The organism is Nocardioides sp. URHA0020 (assembly GCF_000620705.1).
GTDB lineage: Bacteria > Actinomycetota > Actinomycetes > Propionibacteriales > Nocardioidaceae > Nocardioides.
Genome location: NZ_KK211169.1, coordinates 338,740 through 355,541, shown reverse-complemented (window position 1 = coordinate 355,541; position 16,802 = coordinate 338,740). Strand labels below are relative to the sequence as shown.

Here is a 16,802-nt window from a genome sequence, read left to right as displayed (position 1 = left end):
CAGGACGCCGTCGGCGTCGAGCAGCGGGTGGCGGATCACCCCGCCGAGGTGACGCCGTGCTCGCGGACGAACGCCACGATCCGCTCGGCCAGCTCGGGCCGGCAGACGATCAGGTCGGGCAGGTAGACGTCGTCCTGGTTGTACTCGAGCGGCGAGCCGTCGATGCGCGAGGTGAAGAGGCCGGCCGCCCGGGCGACCGCGACGGGTGCGGCCGAGTCCCACTCGTACTGGCCGCCGGCGTGGACGTAGGCGTCGGTGAGGTCACGCACGACGGAGATGACCTTGACCCCGGCCGATCCCATCGGCACCAGCTCGGCGTCGATCTCCGCGGCCAGGGCGTGCACGAACTCGGGCGGGCGGCTGCGCGAGACCGCGATCCGCGGCCGGGCCGACGTGCTCGGGGGTACGACGGCGGGCGCGCCGGTGTCGAACGTCTCGCCCAGCGCGGGCAGCGCGACCGCCCCCGCGGTCAGGTCGCCGCCCTGCCACAACGCCACGTGGACGGCCCAGTCGTCGCGCGGCACCTCGGAGAACTCACGGGTCCCGTCGAGCGGGTCCACGATCCAGACCCGCTCGCTGGTGAGCCGGGCCTTGTCGTCCTTGCCCTCCTCGGACAGCACGGCGTCCCCGGGACGGTGCTCGGCGAGGAGCTCCATCAGCAGCACGTGCGCCGCCCGGTCGCCGGCGTCCTTGAGCTCGCGTCCCTCCAGGCCCTCCCCTCGCACCTGGAGCAGCCGCTCCCCGGCGACCGTCGCGAGCCAGGAGGCGAGCGCGTGGTCGTCGGTGGCCGCGGCAGCGGGCGGAGTTCCGGGTGCGAAGGTCACGGCCGCCACCCTAGCGATCCGCGTCGGCATGCCGGCCTCACTCGACGAGAGCACACCCGGGGGTCTCGCCGGTGTGCTTGACCGCCAGGGTGCTGGCGGCCGCGCGCGTGACGTCTCGACCGAGGACCGAGAAGGTCACCACCGGCCAGCCGGCGGACCACACGGTGCCCTGGCTGCAGCCTGCGGGGTTGAACACCAGGCGGACGCTGAACGACCGCTGCTCCCCCGGCGGGACCTCGTCCCGGACGGGCAGGGTCGCGTCCAACGCATCGTCCGCGGCCCGACCCGGCTGGCGTTCGTAGCTCTGCGGATCCACCACGACCACGGACCCGGTGCCCGGCCCGCCGAACGGGGCCACGGCGTGGTCGAGCCGGATGCCGTACGACGACCGGTTGGTCACCTCGACCGTGATCGTGCACGCCATGCCCTCGGCGGCGAGGATCGGCCGCAGCCGTCGGGATCGGCCGGCGCCCATGTCCTCGGGGTCGCCGATCGTCGTCCCGGAGCAGGTCGGGTCCGGCTGGGCCCACCGGACCTGCACCTGGTCGGCGGCGCGGGTCGTGACGCCGTACCAGGCGACGAGGAGGACTCCGACGAGGCCGAGCGCAGCAGCGAGCAGGTGCCACCCACGGAGGCGGCGCAGGCGAGACGGACGGGGAGGGAGCGCCGAGCCGGCCGCGCCATCGCCTCCGCCGGACTGACGAAGACTTTCGTCGGCCGGCCGTCCTCCGAGCTCCTTCGCCGCCACGGCGACAGCCTGCCGTACGACGCTCGGCCGCACCTGCGAATCCAGGTCAGGAGTTGAACTTCTGCTGCGTGCGCTCGAGACCCTCGAGGACCAGCGACTCGACGGCGTCCGCGGCGGTGTCGACCTGGAAGGGCAGGATCTTCTTCTCGGCCGAGGAGTAGTTGGAGAGCACGAAGTCGGCGACGTCCTGGCGACCCGGCGGACGCCCGATGCCGACCCGCACCCGGTGGAAGTCACCGGTGGCCAGCGAGGAGCGCATCGAGCGCAGGCCGTTGTGGCCGTTGTCGCCGCCGCCGATCTTGACCCGCATCGTGTCGAAGGGGAGGTCGAGCTCGTCGTGGATCGCCACGACCCGCTCGGGTGGCACCTTGTAGAAGCCGGCGAGCTGCTTGACCGGTCCGCCCAGCTCGTTCATGTAGCAGCGCGCCTTCATGAGCACGACGCGCGGCGCCTCGGTGCCGGGGGCGCCCATCCGGCCCTCGACGACCTCCGCGCGCCCGGACTTGTGCGCCCGGAACGGCGAGCCCATCCGGGACGCGAGCTCGTCAACGACGAGGTAGCCGACGTTGTGCCGGTGGCCGGCGTAGGAAGGGCCGGGGTTCCCCAGCCCGACCACCAACCACACGGGGGTGGTGGAGTCGGTCATGGAACCCCGGCCCTTTCTGTGGAGCAGGTTGCCCGGTGACGGGCGGCGGATCACTCCGCCGCAGGGGCCTCGGTGCTGTCCTGGGCGCCGACCTCGTCGACGTCGTTCTCGGACTCGTCGCGCTCGATGCCGGCCTCGGCCTCGGCCTCCTCGAGCTCGGCGTCCAGCGACGCCTGCGACTGCATCTCGGTGATGTTGACGATCAGCGTGTCGGCGTCGAGGAGCAGGACGCTGCCCGGGGGGAGCTTGAGGTCGGAGGCGTGGATCTGGGTGCCGGCCTTGGCGCCCTCGATGTCGACCTCGACGAACTCGGGGATGTGGGTGGCCTCGGCCTCGAGCTGGATGGTCGAGGTCTCGGTGACGACGAGCGTCTCGCGGGCCGCCTCGCCGTTCAGGTGCACGGGCACCTCGACGGTGACCTTCTCGCCCTTGACGACGGCGACGAAGTCGATGTGCTCGAGCACGCGCTTGATCGGGTCGACCTGGACCTGCTTGGTCAGGGCGAGCTGGGTCGTGCCCTCGATGTCGAGTTCGAGCAGCGCGTTCACGCCACCGTGCTTGAGCGCCATCATCGTGGAGTGGCCCGGCAGGGTCACGTGGATCGGCTCGTTGCCGTGGCCGTAGATGACGGCCGGCACCTTGTTGTCGCGACGGATGCGGCGGGCGGCGCCCTTGCCGAACTCGGTGCGGGTCTCCGCGGTGATCTTCTCGCTCATGGGGTGCTCTCCTCGTACGTGCTGGCTGTTTCTGAGTCCTGGGGCCTCGGCTCGACGGCGGCGCATCCGGACGGGATAGCCAGCCCTGTCGATCACGGAGCCACCTTGCGGTGCTCCCTCGCCGAGGCAACTGCAGAAGACTACCGGCGCAGCGCCCCCAGGGCGAAATCCCTACAGTCGGGACGTGAGCCTGACCCTCGACGAAGCCCGTGCGCGCGCCGCCCAGCTCTTCGAGGTGGCGTACGACGTCGCTCTCGACCTCACCGAGCCGGCCTCGCCGACCTTCGGGTCGCGCACCACCGTCCGGTTCCGCTCCAGCGGCAGCGAGACCTTCCTCGAGCTCGTCGCGGCCACCGGGCTGACGGTCCTGGTCAACGGCGAGCTCACGCCGGCGGCGTACGACGGCGGGCGGGTCCACCTCACCGCGCTGCGCACCGACGCCGCCAACGAGGTCGTCGTCGTCGCCGACCTCCCCTACGTCAGCGACGGGGACGGCATGCACCGCACCGTCGACCCGGCCGACGGCGCGACGTACGTCGGCGCCTACCTGGGCATGGACGTCGGCCAGAAGGTCTTCGCCTGCTTCGACCAGTACGACCTCAAGGCGCCGATCGCGATGTCGGTCGCAGCCGACCCGGCCTGGACGGTGCTCGCCAACGGCCGTCCGCTGGGCGGCACGCCGACCGACGGTCGGTGGCACTTCGCCACCACCCCGCCGATCCCGCCGTCGCTGGTCGTGGTCGCCGCCGGGCCCTGGGCGTCGGTGCGGTGGGAGCACGCCGGGCTGCCGTTCGGGTGGCACGCCCGCGCCTCGCTGGCCGGCGAGCTCGCCCGGGACGTCGAGGAGCTGCGCCGCATCACCGAGGACTGCTACGACCACTTCGCGGAGCTGTTCGACGAGCCCTACGCGTTTGACTCCTACGACCAGGTCTTCGTCCCGGGCCTGAACTGGGGTGCCCAGGAGATGCCCGGCTGCGTCACGTACCGCGACGAGCTGCTCCCCCGCGGCGCCGTGCCCGGGGACCTCCGCGACCTCCGGGCGTCCGTGATCGCGCACGAGATGTCGCACATGTGGTTCGGCGACCTGATGACGATGACCTGGTGGGAGGACACCTGGCTGCAGGAGTCCTTCGCGGACTACATGGGCTACCGGGTCGCGGGCGACGCCGCGGGCTTCCCCGGCTCCCTGGTCGGGCACGAGGTCGGCCGCAAGCCGTCGGCGTACGACGCGGACCAGCGCCGCTCCACCCACCCGGTCGCGCCGGTGCCCGAGGACGTGCCCGACGTCGACTCCGCGGCGACGATCTTCGACGCCATCTCCTACAGCAAGGGCAACTCGGTGCTCCGCCAGCTGGCGACCTGGCTGGGCGACGAGGCGTTCCTGCGCGGTGTCAACCTGCACCTGACGCGCCACCGGTTCGGCAACGCCACGCTCGCCGACCTCGTCGACGCGCTCGACGAGACCACCGACCGCGACGTCCGCACGTGGGTCGAGCAGTGGCTGCGCACCACGGGCTTCGACACGCTCCGCGTCGAGCGCGACGGCGACGTCCCCGTGCTGCACCGCGACGGCACCCGCCCGCACCGGGTGCGCGTCACGGCGTACGACGGCCTCGGCGTCGCGGTCGGGTCGACGCTGGCCGACGTCGCCGACGAGCCGGTGCGGCTGCCGGTGTACGCCGGGCTGGTCGTCGTGCCGAACTCCCACGGTGAGACGTTCGCCCGGATCGTGCTGGACGACTCGTCCTGGAGCGCGGTCGACGCCGGGCTCTGCCGGATCGAGGACGACCTCGTGCGGGCCGTGCTGTGGGCGATGGTCATCGACCGCGTGCACACGGGGTCGATCGGCGCCGCCGCGTTCGTGGACCTCGCCGCGCGTCACCTCCCCGGCGAGCGCAGCGCCGCCATCGTGACGGCCGTGCTGACCCGCGCGCTCACCCGGGTGCTCCCGCTGCGGGCGCCCGGCTCGTCGGCGCCGGCGCTGCTCGAGCAGCTCGCCGCGACCTGTGGCACCGGCCTGCTGCACGCGACCTCGCCCGAGCTGGCCTCGGCGTTCGCCGACGGGTTCGCCGCGGGCTCCCACGACGTCGAGACGTTGGCGGGCTGGCTGCGCTCCGACGCCGTCGGCAGCCTCCCGCTGACGCCGAGGCTGCGGTGGCGGGTCGTGCGCCGCCTCGCCGAGCTCGGGGCGTACGACGCCGCCGAGGTCGAGGCCGAACGGGTCCGCGAGCGCGGCAGCGACGCCGAGCTCGGGGCCGCCGCAGCACTGGCGGCCCGCCCGAGCGTCTCGGCCAAGGAGTCCGCGTGGGCGGAGCTCAGCAGCCCGGCCGTCGGCAACCGGGTCTTCGTCGCGCTGATGACCGGGCTGTGGTCGCCCGAGCAGCCCGAGCTGCTGGCGCCGTACGTCGAGCGCTACCTGCGCGAGGCGCCCGGCTGGGCCCGGCGGGGACAGGCCTTCGCCCAGGCGGTCGGCCAGGCCCGTCCGCCGCTGGCCCTCACCGAGGACCAGGCCGCGCTGCTCGACGACGCGCTCACCGGCGACCTGCACACCGTGCTGCGCCGGCAGTGGGAGGACTGGCGCGACGACCTCACGGCGACGAGGCCCGTCTCCTGAGCCGCTGACGCCCGACCGATCGGGAGAGGCGTCGATTTTGGGGATGCGCAGCGGGCGGTCGCGGCCGACCCTGGAGTACGGGGCTCACCAGTCGCAGACACTCGGGAGGGAGCCCCGTGCGCGCGGCGCTGTCGTCCCCAACGGCCCGCCGCCACGCCTCGACGGGCCGGGACCATCGGCCCGACGGGTGACCCGGCGGCTGGTGAGCTCCACGAACGGCGATGGTCGTCCTCGCGCTGTCCCCAATATTCGGCATGGAGCGTTCCGAACGGTTTGTCCGCCGGATGGGGGGTACTACCAATGATCGTCAGGTGTTCTCGGTCCGCGACGAGACACCTTTCCGCCGCACTCGGCTCAGTGCGGTTCACGTTCACAGCAGGGGGACGCCGGGCTTGCTCGGCATGCGGGGATTGGGGACAGCAGATGTCACGGGGCGCTCGAACGAGGAATCTCATCAGGAGCAGCGTGGCGCTGCCGGCCGTCGCGGTCGCCGCCACCTACCTGAGCGTGCTCCTGACGGTGCCCGACTCACGCACCTGGGCCGCCGCCGCGGCGCTGGCCGGGCAGCTGATCCTGCCGGCGGCGCTCGCGAGCGCGGCGTTCCTCTGCATCGCCTGCCGCCTCTACCCCCGCGACGGGGTGGCCTGGCTCGCTGCGGCCGCGACCTTGGTCGGGGTCCAGAGCCTGCCCCTGCTCGCCGACAGCACCGACTCCTCGCTCCGCAGCCCGGTGGCCCTGTCCTCGGCGGTCGTCGTGGGCATCCTGCTCCTGGTCACGACCCGGCTCGCGCGGCGCTACACCCTGCGGGCCTCGCCGGTGCCGGTCGGCGTCGGCATCGGCCTGCTGCTGCTGCTCGGCCGGGCCGGGTGGAGTCGCTGGTCGCCCTCGGTGCCCGCGCCCGACCTGCCGTCCGGGGACTCCGCGCTGGCCGACCTGCTGCCACCGGTCGAGCTGGCCGTACTGCTGCTGGTGTCCCTCGTCATCGGCGTGCTGGTGACCCGCACGTCCACGCTGCCGGTCGGTCCGCGACGCGTGAGCGCCAGCGTGGTGCTGTGGTCGGTCGGGGTCGGGCTGAGCGCGGCGGGATGGACGACCACGCCGGCATGGGCGGTGGTGGCCATCCTGGCCAGCACGACGACCTGCGTCCTCTTCTCCTCCGCCGCCCTGGACCTGCTGTGGGTGGCCGTGCAGGACGACCAGGCGGCGGCACTGCGACTCCAGATCCAGCTGCGCACGCTGCGCGCCCACGCCCGCGAGGACATCGAGCACCTGCACGAGGTCAAGGGCTCCATCGCCGGCATCGCCTCGGCGTCGGAGCTGATCCGGCACGAGGCGCGCCTGTCGCACCAGCACCGGGAGCGGCTCGAGGAGATGCTCGCCGTCGAGGCGGCGCGGCTGCAGCGGCTGATCCACACGCATGCGACGCACGCACCTGCGGAGCTGGCCGACCTCGACGACGTCGTACGCCCGCTCGTGCTCGCGCGCCGCGCCCAGGGCCACGACGTGACGTGGACCGCCAGCGAGACCCCGGTCCGCGTCGAGGCCGACTCCTTCGCCGAGGTGGTCAGCATCCTGCTGCACAACGCCAGCGTGCACGCGGCCCACAGCCGCGTCCACGTCTACACGCGCCTGCAGGAGGGCGAGCTCCAGCTCGTCGTGGCCGACAGCGGCCCCGGCGTGCCTCCGGACCTGCAGGCCAACATCTTCGACTGGGGCCGCCGCGGCAGCGACTCCGACGGCCAGGGGGTCGGCCTCGCTCGCGCTGCCAGCATCCTGACGGATCTGGGGATGACGCTCACCCTGGACACCAGCCACTCGCCGGGAGCAGCGTTCGTCGTCGCACTGGCGCACCGGACCGCGCCCACGGCGCCCCGGACGAGGACCGCTCTTGCGAGCTGACACCGAGGTCCTGGTCATCGATGACCCGACCCTCTTCGCCGAGTCCCTGTGCGCCGCCTTGGAGGTCGACGGCTTCGACGCGCACCGGCTGGACGCCGATGCCGCAGTCGCCCGCAGCGGACAGGACGCCCGGCACGCCGACGACCCCCCGCTCATCGCCGTGCTCGACCTCGACCTCGGGTCGCGGTGGGACCCGCTCGACCTGATCACCACGTTCACGGCGCTCGGCGCACGGGTCGTGGTGGTGACGGCCACGGACGACCGGGCGGTGTGGGCCGACTGCCTCACCCGCGGCGCCGTCCAGGTGCTCGCGAAGACGGCGCCGATGGCCGACGTGCTCACCGTCGCACACCGGATCCGGGCGGGGCTGCCGGTGGTCGACGCCGCCGAGCGGCTCGGGCTGCTCGCCGAGCGCCAGCGACAGACCCGGAGGCGTCAGGAGCTGGCCGCCCGGTTCTCCCAGCTCAACCACCTCGAGCACTGGGTCCTCGAACGGCTGGTCGAGGGCTCCGAGATGCGCGACATCGCGCGGGACGCGGGGCTCACGTCCGTCGACGTGCGGTCGCAGGTCCAGGCGATCGTCGACAAGCTGCAGGTGACGAGCTGGCTGGAGGCGGTCCTGCTCGCCAACGACCTCGGCTGGGGATCCTTCGACGACGTGAGCTGACCGCAGCGCTCGCGGCCGTCAGCCCGCCTCGTCCATCGCACGAAGCATCGCCACGGCGGCCAGCTGGGAGCGGACGTCGAGCTTGCGCAGCACGGACCGCACCTGGCTGCGCACGGTCGACTCCGACAGCCCCAGCATGGAGGCGATCCCCCGGACCCGGATGCCGTGGCGGAGCAGGTCGAGCACCTGCCGCTCCCGAGGCGTGAGGCTGTCCACCCGCGACTGGACCTCGGCGTTCTCCTCCTGGGCCTCGCGCCAGGCCACGGCGTAGTCGTCGAGGAGCTCGGCGCACGGCGCCTCCTCGCCGGCGGAGAGGTGCCGGATCAGGGCCTCCAGCTCGTCGAGGTCGGTCATGCTGGTGCGGACCGCGGCCGCACCGGCGCTGCGGAGCCCGCCCCACGCGACGCCGGGACTCGCCCCGGTCAGCACGAGCCAGGGACCGTCCCAGCCCCGGATCAGCGCGCCGGCCTCGGCCATCCGGATCGACAGGTCGACGTCGTACAGCAGGATCGCCACGTCGGGCCTGATCCGGCTCAGCTGGCGGTACGCCGGGTCGTCGCGCGGCACCCGCGGCCAGGAGAGCAGCGAGGTGCGGATGTCCCGGCTGGCGAGCGCGGCCGCGACCGCCTCCGCCACCAGGGAGAGGTCCGAGGCGAGCACCACCTCGACCGCGCGGCGTGACCGCGTGGCTGGAGTCGGCTGCGGTCCCGTGCCGTCCGTGGTCGTGATACTGGCCATCATCAGGTGTCACATCGTGCGGCCGCTGGGACTGCTGTGATCCGCGCGAGCCGTGATCTCCCCTACTTTCGGGATGCGGCGGACCACCGCGTCGACCGAGGGTGGGACCCGGCTCGGCCGAGCCGGCGAGCCGGCCGTGGCAGGCCGAGGCCCCGACACCATCCCCCGTGACCGAGACCTCGTGCGACTGCTGCGGTCGGCTCGGTCACCCCGGGTGGGGCCATGCCCAATTTGGGGTATGTCGCACCCCCAGCAGTCCCGCGACCGCCGATTCCCGACGGATCCTGTGCTCGTTGTGAGACGCTGAGAACGACACCGCAGTCGTCTCTCGGGCTTGTCGTCGGCGGGCAAACCGATGTGGGTTGGGTGCCGGGGCCGGCTGCGTGTGGCTGTGGCGTCCGGGGGGAGAGCCGTGCGTGGAGTTGCCGAGACCGCTGACGAGTGCCGGTGCGGCGCGAGCCCGCGCCGCGGAGCCCGGGGCGCCGACGCCGCGCCACCCGACCCGCTCCTGACCATCCCGAGCCCGACCATGGCGGGCCGCGGGACCCTGCCCAGGACCCGGGAGCTGCGTTGAGCACCCCCAGCCCGCGCAGCCAGGTGAAGGTCGTCATCATCGAGGACCACACGCTGTTCGCGGAGTCGCTGGAGCTGGCGCTGAACCTCGAGGGGTACGCCGTGCGCCGCATCGCGGACGCGGACACCAACGGCTCGGCCCAGGCCATGCTGACCTCCGTCGTGCGGATGCGACCTCGCATCGTCCTGCTCGACCTCGACCTCGGACGCCTCGGCGACGGCGTCCGGCTGATCACGCCGCTGGTGAAGGCCGGCGTGAACGTCGTGGTCGTCACCGCCTCCACCGAGCGGGCGCGCTGGGGAGAGTGCCTCGTGCACGGCGCGCGCAAGGTGCTGAGCAAGACCCAGCCCCTCAACGACATCCTCGCGACCGTCCGACGCATCAACCAGGGCTTCCCGGTCATCGACCGCGAGGAGCGCGAGGCGCTCGTCGGGCACTGGCACGAGCACCGCGAGGAGCGTGCGGCGCTCAAGCAGCGGCTGACCCAGCTCACGCCGCGCGAGGAGGCCGTGCTCGGCGAGCTGATGCTCGGCCGGACGGTCCGCGACATCGCGACCGCCAGCGTGGTCTCGGAGGCGACCGTGCGCACCCAGGTGAAGTCGATCCTCGCCAAGCTCGAGGTCTCCTCCCAGCTGGCCGCCGTGGGCCTCGCCAACAGCGCCGGCTGGCGACCGGCGAGCCGCTAGCACTCCGTCGGCCCGGACGAGCGGGGCGCGGGGCAGTGCCCTGCCGCGACGCGTGACAGAACCGGCGTCACCTTTGCCCGATTTGGGGCATGCCCCGGGCGCGGTTACTGCCTAGTTTTTGGCCATCAGTGGTGTGCGTCGGTGGGACCGCATCCGCGACCTCAGGGCTGGGGCATGACGACGCAGTCGATCACCGAGACCGACACCGAGCTCCTGCCCCTGCCCGTCGCCGCAGCGGTCGCCGACCGCGCACCCTCCGCAGCGCTGTCGAGGTCACACCTCCAGCAGTGGTGGCCGGCGATCGACCTCCTGGTCGCCGCCGTCGTGCTGCTCGTGCCCCTGCGGGCCGCCGGGAGCGCACCGTCCGCGGCGGCGCTCGGCCTGGTCGGCCTCACCTGGGCGCTCGCCCTCGGGCTGTCGGGCGCCTGGTCGGCCCACACCCGTGGAGACCGGCTGCGGGCGGTCCCGCGGGCCGCCGCGATCCTCGGCGTCGGCTGCTGGGTCGCGGAGGCCGCCTGGTCGCCGGCGGCGACGCCCGCACAGCTCGTGGCGGCCACGGCCGCCCTGATGCTCGCCACCCTCCTGCCGCGGCTCCTGGCGCAGGGTCTCGCCAGCACCCGCGGACCGACGCGGGTGGTGCTGGTCGGGGACGGCCCCGAGGTGCACCGCCTGCTCGGCGACCTGCGGGCCGGGCCGCGCTCGCGGTGGGACGTGGCGGCGGTGTGCATGACCGCCGACGGCGCCGACGACGCAGCTCCGCTCGATGCCTCGGCGGAGGGTGTCGCCATCTGGATCGGCGTGGACACCGCGACGGACGCGGCGCGTGCTGCGCGGGCGTCGGCGGTGGTCCTGGCCCCCGGCCGGGACCTCGACCCCTCGTCCGCCCGCCGGTTGGGGTGGGCGGCGCACGCGGCCGGTCTCGACGTGTACGTCGGCACCGGGCTGCTCGACGTCGGCCCACGCTCGGCCCGGCTGGTCCCGGCCGGCACCGCCGGTCTGCTCCGACTGCGGCACGCGACGTCGCCCTCCGCGGCCCGCGGGGTGAAGGAGCTCCTCGATCGCGTCGGCGCGGCCCTGGTGCTCCTGCTCCTCCTGCCGTTGATGGGCATCATCGCGCTGCTCATCCGCCGCGACAGCCCGGGACCGGCGATCTTCCGCCAGCAGCGCGTCGGGCGCGACGGCGTGCCGTTCACGATGTACAAGTTCCGGACCATGTCGACCGGCGCCGCCGCACAGGTCGACGGTCTGCTCGACCACAACGAGGGGTCCGGGGTCCTCTTCAAGATGCGTCAGGACCCCCGGGTCACCCGGGTCGGCACGTGGGTCCGTCGCTACTCGCTGGACGAGCTCCCGCAGCTCGTCAACGTGCTCCTCGGTCAGATGTCGCTGGTCGGCCCCCGACCCGCCCTGCCGGGTGAGGTGGAGAGGTACGACGTCGACCCACGCCACCGACTGGTCGTGAAGCCCGGCCTGACCGGGCTGTGGCAGGTGTCCGGGCGCTCGGACCTGACGTGGGCGGAGGCCGTGCGGCTCGACCTGCACTACGTCGACCACTGGTCGCTGCGCCTGGACGCGGTGATCGTGCTGCGCACGGTCTCAGCGGTGCTGGCGCACCGTGGCGCATATTGACTAGACCGATTGCATCCACTGGCCCGTTCAGGCATTCTGCCTAGACCGAAAGCACCAGATCCGACTGGGGCTGTGGTCACGTCGATCCGCGTCTGCTCCACTCCGACCGACCACCTCGGGGGTGGCACGGCAGGGGGATGATCGACGGTGGCAGACGTTCGATGCACCGAACGGGCCCAGCGCCCCAGCGACGTCGCGCGCCGCGCCGGCGACCGCCGCCGGGTGGCGGTGGTCGACCGCTTCGCGCTGGTGGCCGAGGCCATCGCGATGACGCTGTCCCACAGCGGCACCTGCACCCCCGTCGTGGTCGCGCTGCGGCCCCTGTGCTCGACGGCCGACGTGTGCCAGGCCGTGCTGCGCACCGGAGCCTCGATCGTGGTGCTCAGCCTGAGCCGTGGTGGCGTCACGGACGTCGTCACGCTCGTCGAGGAGCTCAGCTCGCGCGGGGTGACCGTCCTGGTGAGCGGTCCGGCTCTCAACGACCTCGACGAGGCCCGCTACCAGCAGGCCGGAGCGGTCTCGGTCCGGTGCGATGCCGGCATCACCGATGTCATCGCGGCCCTGGTGTCCGAGCTGTCCGGGCCGTCTGGGTCGTCAGAGAACCCGGACCGGCCCGAGCACCGCAGGAGCGCAGCGACCGACCTCGCGCGGCCGCGCCTCGAGCAGGTCGCGCCCGGGCCCGACACGCACGTGCAGCGCAACCTGGGTCGGCTGGCGCCGGCCGAGGCGCGCATCCTGCGCGCGCTGATGCGCGGCCACACAGCCGATGACATCGCCCGCGGGCACGTCGTCTCCATCGCGACGGTCCGCACCCAGATCAGCCGGGTGCTGAGCAAGCTCGAGGTCAGCTCCCAGCTGTCCGCCGTCGCCGTCGCGCGCCAGGCCGGCTGGGACCCCCAGCCGAGCCCGTTGCCACGCGCCCGGCCCCGGTCGGGCGCTCAACCCAGGTCCACCGACCAGCAGCCGCGGTCACGGCCGGCCACTGCGGTGATCTCCCAGCTGCCCCGTGCTGCCGGGACCTGAAGGTCGTAGAGCTGGAACCGTCCGGCATCCGCGACGGTGCGCTGGCGACGCGCGAACGTCTCCCCGGTCGCCAGGTTGCGCCCGGTCACCCGCACGCCCGGCATCCGCCCGGCGTGCCGCGGGATGAAGTAGAGACGCACGCTGCCCGAGCCCGCCTCGGAGCTCGCGGTGTCGAAGGGGCCGGCAGCGAAGCTCCCGGAGCGCACGTCCCGCTCTGCTCCCACGGCGACGCAGCCAGTGTCCTTCCCGGGCAGGCGGGCGAGCACGTCCGACTGGTCGCCGTGCGCCCCGAGTTGCGGCAGGCCGGGAGACGCCGTCGGTGAGGCAGGTGCGACGGCACCGGTGGAACCGTCCGTCGCACCCGCGTCCTTGCTCGCACCCGCCGTCGCACCGGCGTCCTTGCTCGCACCCGCCGTCGCACCGGCGTCCTTGCTCGCACCCGCGGTCGCGCCCGCGGCAGGCGGGCTGGCCGCCTCCGGAGCTGGGTCATCGGAGTCCGCGGACGAGCAGCCTGTGAGGATGACGGCGACCGCCGCCCAGGCACATCCCGCGCGTACCGATCGTGGGCGGATCATGACGCCCTCCGCACGGTGATCGTCCACGCGATGCCCCGACCGGACGCGACGTCCGTGACGGCCGTCTGCCCGCCGACGGTCCCGGCTCCACCGGCGGAGTCGGTGGCGATGGCCGTCACCCGACCGGCGCCCGTCCCGTACGTCGAGCCACGGGTCGTGACGGAGCCCGGCGGCGTCCAGCTCGTGGTGCCCGACGACTTGTCGGTCCAGATCTGGAGCGTCCAGCCGTTCGCCACGCCGGCCGCGGTCGGGCTCACGTGCTGGGCCGTGCCGGAGTCGGTGCTGCTGGCGATCGCATTGAGGGGCTGCGTGGGGTCCACTCCTCGGTACGCCGTCAGCACCAGCGCCGACTTCACCACGGCCGGGAGCTGGGTGACCACGCTCGCGCCGGCGTCACCCGAGGTCGCGCGCCTGGTCCAGACGAAGCTCGTCATGCCGCTCACCGCGCGTTGGTCCCTGAGCGTCCACCCGGATGGCGTCGCGGGTGTCGCGTCAGCGCCGTAGCTGCCAACCAGGACGAGCACGTCGTCCGCCTGCACTGCACCGGGCACACCGACCGAGGGCGACGCGGTGTTGGCGTTGGAGGTCGACGACCCGACATAGCTGATGGCCGTGCCGGGCGGCGGTGTCGTCACCGAGACCGGCCTGGTCGTCGACGCGGTGGCACCGTCGTCGTCGGTGACGGTCAGCGTGATCGTGTACCCGCCGTCCGCTGCGTACGTGTTGGACGCGGTCTTCCCGCTCGCGGACTGGCCGTCGCCGAACGTCCACTGGTAGCCCTGCACCGAGCCGTCGGGGTCGCTCGAGGCGCCGGCGTCGACCTGGCAGGTCAGGCCCGAGCAGCTGGCCGTGAAGGACGCGACCGGGGGCTTGTTCGCCGGAGCGCCGGGGCCGACGAACAGGGCGCGACCGCGCCAGTCCACCGAGGTGCTGATGGGCGACGGCGCACCCTGCGGCGACCCGTCGGCGAAGTCCATCACGGAGATGCCGCCGTTGGTCCGGCTGACGACGTACAGCTTGGCGCCCACGATCATCAGACCGCGCGTGTCCGACCACGACCGGCCCGCGTTCGCGGTGAACACCTGGCTGCCGACGATGCCGCTGTCGACGCTGAACCAGCGCCAGTAGAGGTTCGGGTCGCCCGACCGGGTGTAGTAGATGCGGTCGGCGGCGTACGCCATGCCCGTGACCGACGACAGCTCGCCGTAGAAGTTGGGCAGCCGACCCCGGTAGGTGTTGTTGGACCCGGTGTCGACGTCGCTCCAGGCGGGATCGTTGTACGGGTCGATCCGGACCTCCGCACCGGTCTGCGTCGCCGTGATCTGCCGGCGGTAGAGGTAGCCGTCGGTGCGGCCGTAGAAGAGGGTGCTGCCGACGACGAACGCGCCACGGACGCTGAGCCAGTCGATACCCCGGGTGTCCGCCGACGCCGGCGTGCCGGCCGTCGTCCCGTCGAAGGGGATCGAGGTGAGCGAGTTGGTGCCACCCGAGGGCGGGGGCAGGTCGCGGCGGACGATCTCGATCGCGTTGACGAGCGGGTTCTCGTTCACGTGGGCGAAGTCGATGTCGACGTTGCCGTCACTGGTGACGTCGAACGCCCTCATCGTGCCCCGCTGGTCGCCGGCGGCCGCGACGATGTCGAAGTCGTCGAGCACGCGGGTGCCGTCGAGGTCCACGTCGAAGATCCGGGAGCCGGGCGACGAGGTGCAGCCGCACCGGTTGGCGAAGAACAGCCGGACCTGGATCGGCACCCCGTTCGCGACCGGGAAGTCCCACGACATCCGTGGGTCGTCCGAGGGCGACCAGCGCTCGGAGTCGAAGACGGCGGACGGCGTGCTCGCCGGGACGGTCCCGTCGATCGTCGCACCGGGACCCCAGCCGGCGGCGTTGCTGCCGTCGTTGCGGTAGGGGTTCGACCCACCGTCGTCGGCGGTCCACGACGGACCGCCGTCCACGGAGTCGATGTCGGGTCCACCGGCGTTGACGCGGTAGAGCACGTTGCCCTGCGACGTGGCCGTCGAGCCACCGAGCTGGACGTTGCCGGGCAGCCCGGGCGTGGTCTCCACCGCTGGAGCGGACCCGCCGGCCAGCGGGAAGAACGCGAGCCGAGGTCGCTTGTAGCGGAAGTCGCCGATCCACTCGGTGTCGCTGCCGACCCACAGACCCGTCGACGAGGCGTAGAGGGCGAACGCGGCGGCACCGCGAGGGTTGCGGCCCGGGTTCCAGGCGAACGGCATGCCGGAGTCCGGGTCGAGGGCCGCCAGGCCGGGGCGCGGGACGGAGCCCTGGCCGTTGCTGTCACTGGCGTCGGAGTTGTTCATCCACCGCTGGTGCCCGCCGACGTACACGGCGTTCTCGGTGACCTCGACCGACCAGAGGGTGTCGCCACCGGTGTAGTCGATCCAGGTCGGCTGGATGTCGTTGCCGGTCGAGCCGAACTCGAAGCGGGCGGCGGTGTCGCACAGGGTCCCACCGTTCTGGCCACCGGTCGCGGTGACCACGAAGTACGAGTCGTCCGGTGCCACCGCCACCCCCCGGACGTAGGTGTCGAAGGCGAAGTTGAAGCAGTAGGGCTTGTAGCGGTTCGACTGCCAGTCGGGGTCCACGCTGGCGGAGGTCGTCGTGGCGTCGAGGACCACGAGCTGGTCCCGGTCGAGTCCGTCGACGTGCTTGAAGTTGCCGATCACTGCGACCTTGTCGCCGCTCGAGGTGGCCTCGAGGTCGCGGACGCCCACCGCGCCCTGGGCTCCACTGCCCGTGTCGTTGTGCCGGTCCGCGACGTCGACCGCCAGGAAGCCGTTGTCGATGGCACCCGTGGTCGGGTTGACCGCCGCGAGGCCACCGTGCGCCGCTCCGCCGGCCGAGGTGAAGTTGCCGCCGAGGACGAGTCGGCCCCGCGCCATCGTGAGCGCGTTGACGACCCCGTTGGTGGCCGCCGGACGGAAGGCGCCGACGATGGCGCCGCTCGTCACGTCGAGCAGCGTCACGTGACTCTGCGCGGTGCCGTTGACCGTGGTGAAGGAGCCGGCGACGTACACGGTGCCGGCCGTCGGCCCCGCCATGACGTCCTGCACGGTCCCGTTGAGGTTCGCCGCGAACGTCCGCAGGGCTCCGGTGCTTGCGTCGAACGCGATCACGTAGTTGCGGGTCTGAGCGCCCCCACCCGGCGGGGTGACGCTGGTGAAGGTGCCGCCGACGACCACGGTCGAGCCGACCTGGACGATCGAGTTGACCTGCCCGTTGTTGATCGCCGGTGTCACACCCGACGGCGTCGCCGACGGCAGGACGGTGTGTCCTGGCGCGGCGACGCCGGGTGCTGCGACGAATGTCAGTGTCGTGGCCAGTGCCCCGACGAGGATCCCCACCAGTGTTCTTCTCACGGCCGCACTTCCCCTGCGTCGTGCCCCGCTGGATGGGGGCTCGAAACCGAGGCTCGCCGGGTGTCCCGGACGGATCAGGAGAA

General features: G+C 72.9%; 13 protein-coding genes. 6 read left to right on the top strand and 7 right to left on the bottom strand.

The window, feature by feature from the left end:
- Window positions 1-35 precede the first annotated feature (35 nt).
- From N542_RS0116585 to N542_RS0116570, 4 genes are read right to left on the bottom strand one after another with little or no spacing between them, the layout of a single operon-like run.
- Window positions 36-824, bottom strand: a complete 789-nt coding sequence (locus N542_RS0116585) for a 3'(2'),5'-bisphosphate nucleotidase CysQ (RefSeq protein WP_028644889.1) — start codon at window positions 822-824, stop codon at window positions 36-38.
- A 37-nt stretch (window positions 825-861) separates the two neighbouring features.
- A complete protein-coding gene (locus N542_RS0116580) occupies window positions 862-1,572 on the bottom strand; it encodes a hypothetical protein (RefSeq protein ID WP_155993153.1) in 711 nt (236 codons plus the stop codon).
- Between the two features lie 46 nt (window positions 1,573-1,618).
- A complete protein-coding gene (gene pth / locus N542_RS0116575; RefSeq protein WP_028644887.1) occupies window positions 1,619-2,218 on the bottom strand; it encodes an aminoacyl-tRNA hydrolase in 600 nt (199 codons plus the stop codon).
- A 50-nt stretch (window positions 2,219-2,268) separates the two neighbouring features.
- Window positions 2,269-2,934 carry a 50S ribosomal protein L25/general stress protein Ctc gene (locus tag N542_RS0116570; RefSeq protein ID WP_028644886.1) on the bottom strand — a complete coding sequence of 222 codons (666 nt, stop codon included), beginning with the start codon at window positions 2,932-2,934 and terminating at the stop codon, window positions 2,269-2,271.
- A 184-nt stretch (window positions 2,935-3,118) separates the two neighbouring features.
- On the opposite strand from N542_RS0116570, the gene pepN reads away from it, so the two are divergent.
- The 3 genes from pepN to N542_RS0116555 all read left to right on the top strand — a co-directional run bounded on the left by pepN (window position 3,119) and on the right by N542_RS0116555 (window position 8,114).
- Entirely contained in the window at window positions 3,119-5,548 is a 2,430-nt protein-coding gene (gene pepN / locus N542_RS0116565) for an aminopeptidase N (protein WP_028644885.1), read from the top strand.
- Window positions 5,549-6,013: 465 nt separating this feature from the next.
- Complete coding sequence (locus tag N542_RS0116560) at window positions 6,014-7,447, top strand: sensor histidine kinase (RefSeq protein WP_028644884.1); 1,434 nt, start codon at window positions 6,014-6,016, stop codon at window positions 7,445-7,447.
- Complete coding sequence (locus N542_RS0116555; RefSeq protein WP_028644883.1) at window positions 7,437-8,114, top strand: LuxR C-terminal-related transcriptional regulator; 678 nt, start codon at window positions 7,437-7,439, stop codon at window positions 8,112-8,114. The genes N542_RS0116560 and N542_RS0116555 overlap by 11 nt, the downstream gene beginning before the upstream one ends.
- An 18-nt stretch (window positions 8,115-8,132) precedes the next feature.
- On the opposite strand, the gene N542_RS0116550 is transcribed toward N542_RS0116555, so the two are convergent.
- Window positions 8,133-8,855, bottom strand: a complete 723-nt coding sequence (locus N542_RS0116550; RefSeq protein ID WP_028644882.1) for a helix-turn-helix transcriptional regulator — start codon at window positions 8,853-8,855, stop codon at window positions 8,133-8,135.
- 567 nt (window positions 8,856-9,422) lie between these two features.
- Here N542_RS0116550 and N542_RS0116545 point away from each other — a divergent pair.
- The 3 genes from N542_RS0116545 to N542_RS0116535 all read left to right on the top strand — a co-directional run bounded on the left by N542_RS0116545 (window position 9,423) and on the right by N542_RS0116535 (window position 12,764).
- On the top strand, window positions 9,423-10,112 hold the full coding sequence (locus N542_RS0116545; protein WP_036508215.1) for a helix-turn-helix transcriptional regulator: 690 nt from the start codon (window positions 9,423-9,425) through the stop codon (window positions 10,110-10,112).
- 174 nt (window positions 10,113-10,286) lie between these two features.
- Window positions 10,287-11,741, top strand: a complete 1,455-nt coding sequence (locus tag N542_RS0116540) for an exopolysaccharide biosynthesis polyprenyl glycosylphosphotransferase (RefSeq protein ID WP_036508212.1) — start codon at window positions 10,287-10,289, stop codon at window positions 11,739-11,741.
- A gap of 147 nt (window positions 11,742-11,888) precedes the next feature.
- Window positions 11,889-12,764 (top strand): helix-turn-helix transcriptional regulator, encoded by an 876-nt coding sequence (locus N542_RS0116535; protein ID WP_155993149.1) that lies wholly within the window; start codon window positions 11,889-11,891, stop codon window positions 12,762-12,764.
- On the opposite strand, the gene N542_RS27930 is transcribed toward N542_RS0116535, so the two are convergent.
- Both N542_RS27930 and N542_RS25270 read right to left on the bottom strand, forming a co-directional pair.
- Window positions 12,680-13,339: a hypothetical protein gene (locus N542_RS27930; protein WP_197025991.1), complete on the bottom strand. Its 660-nt coding sequence runs from the start codon at window positions 13,337-13,339 to the stop codon at window positions 12,680-12,682. The two genes, N542_RS0116535 and N542_RS27930, sit on opposite strands and share 85 nt — an antisense overlap.
- Window positions 13,336-16,704 carry a PKD domain-containing protein gene (locus N542_RS25270; RefSeq protein WP_155993147.1) on the bottom strand — a complete coding sequence of 1,123 codons (3,369 nt, stop codon included), beginning with the start codon at window positions 16,702-16,704 and terminating at the stop codon, window positions 13,336-13,338. The genes N542_RS27930 and N542_RS25270 overlap by 4 nt, the downstream gene beginning before the upstream one ends.
- Window positions 16,705-16,802: the final 98 nt, after the last annotated feature.

What these genes read in the sequence shown, in the direction of transcription:
- N542_RS0116570 (WP_028644886.1), bottom strand. Translation starts at nt 2,934, where the DNA reads ATGAGCGAGAAGATCACCGCGGAGACCCGCACCGAGTTCGGCAAGGGC.
- pth (WP_028644887.1), bottom strand. Translation starts at nt 2,218, where the DNA reads ATGACCGACTCCACCACCCCCGTGTGGTTGGTGGTCGGGCTGGGGAAC.
- N542_RS27930 (WP_197025991.1), bottom strand. Translation starts at nt 13,339, where the DNA reads ATGATCCGCCCACGATCGGTACGCGCGGGATGTGCCTGGGCGGCGGTC.
- N542_RS0116550 (WP_028644882.1), bottom strand. Translation starts at nt 8,855, where the DNA reads ATGATGGCCAGTATCACGACCACGGACGGCACGGGACCGCAGCCGACT.
- N542_RS0116540 (WP_036508212.1), top strand. Translation starts at nt 10,287, where the DNA reads ATGACGACGCAGTCGATCACCGAGACCGACACCGAGCTCCTGCCCCTG.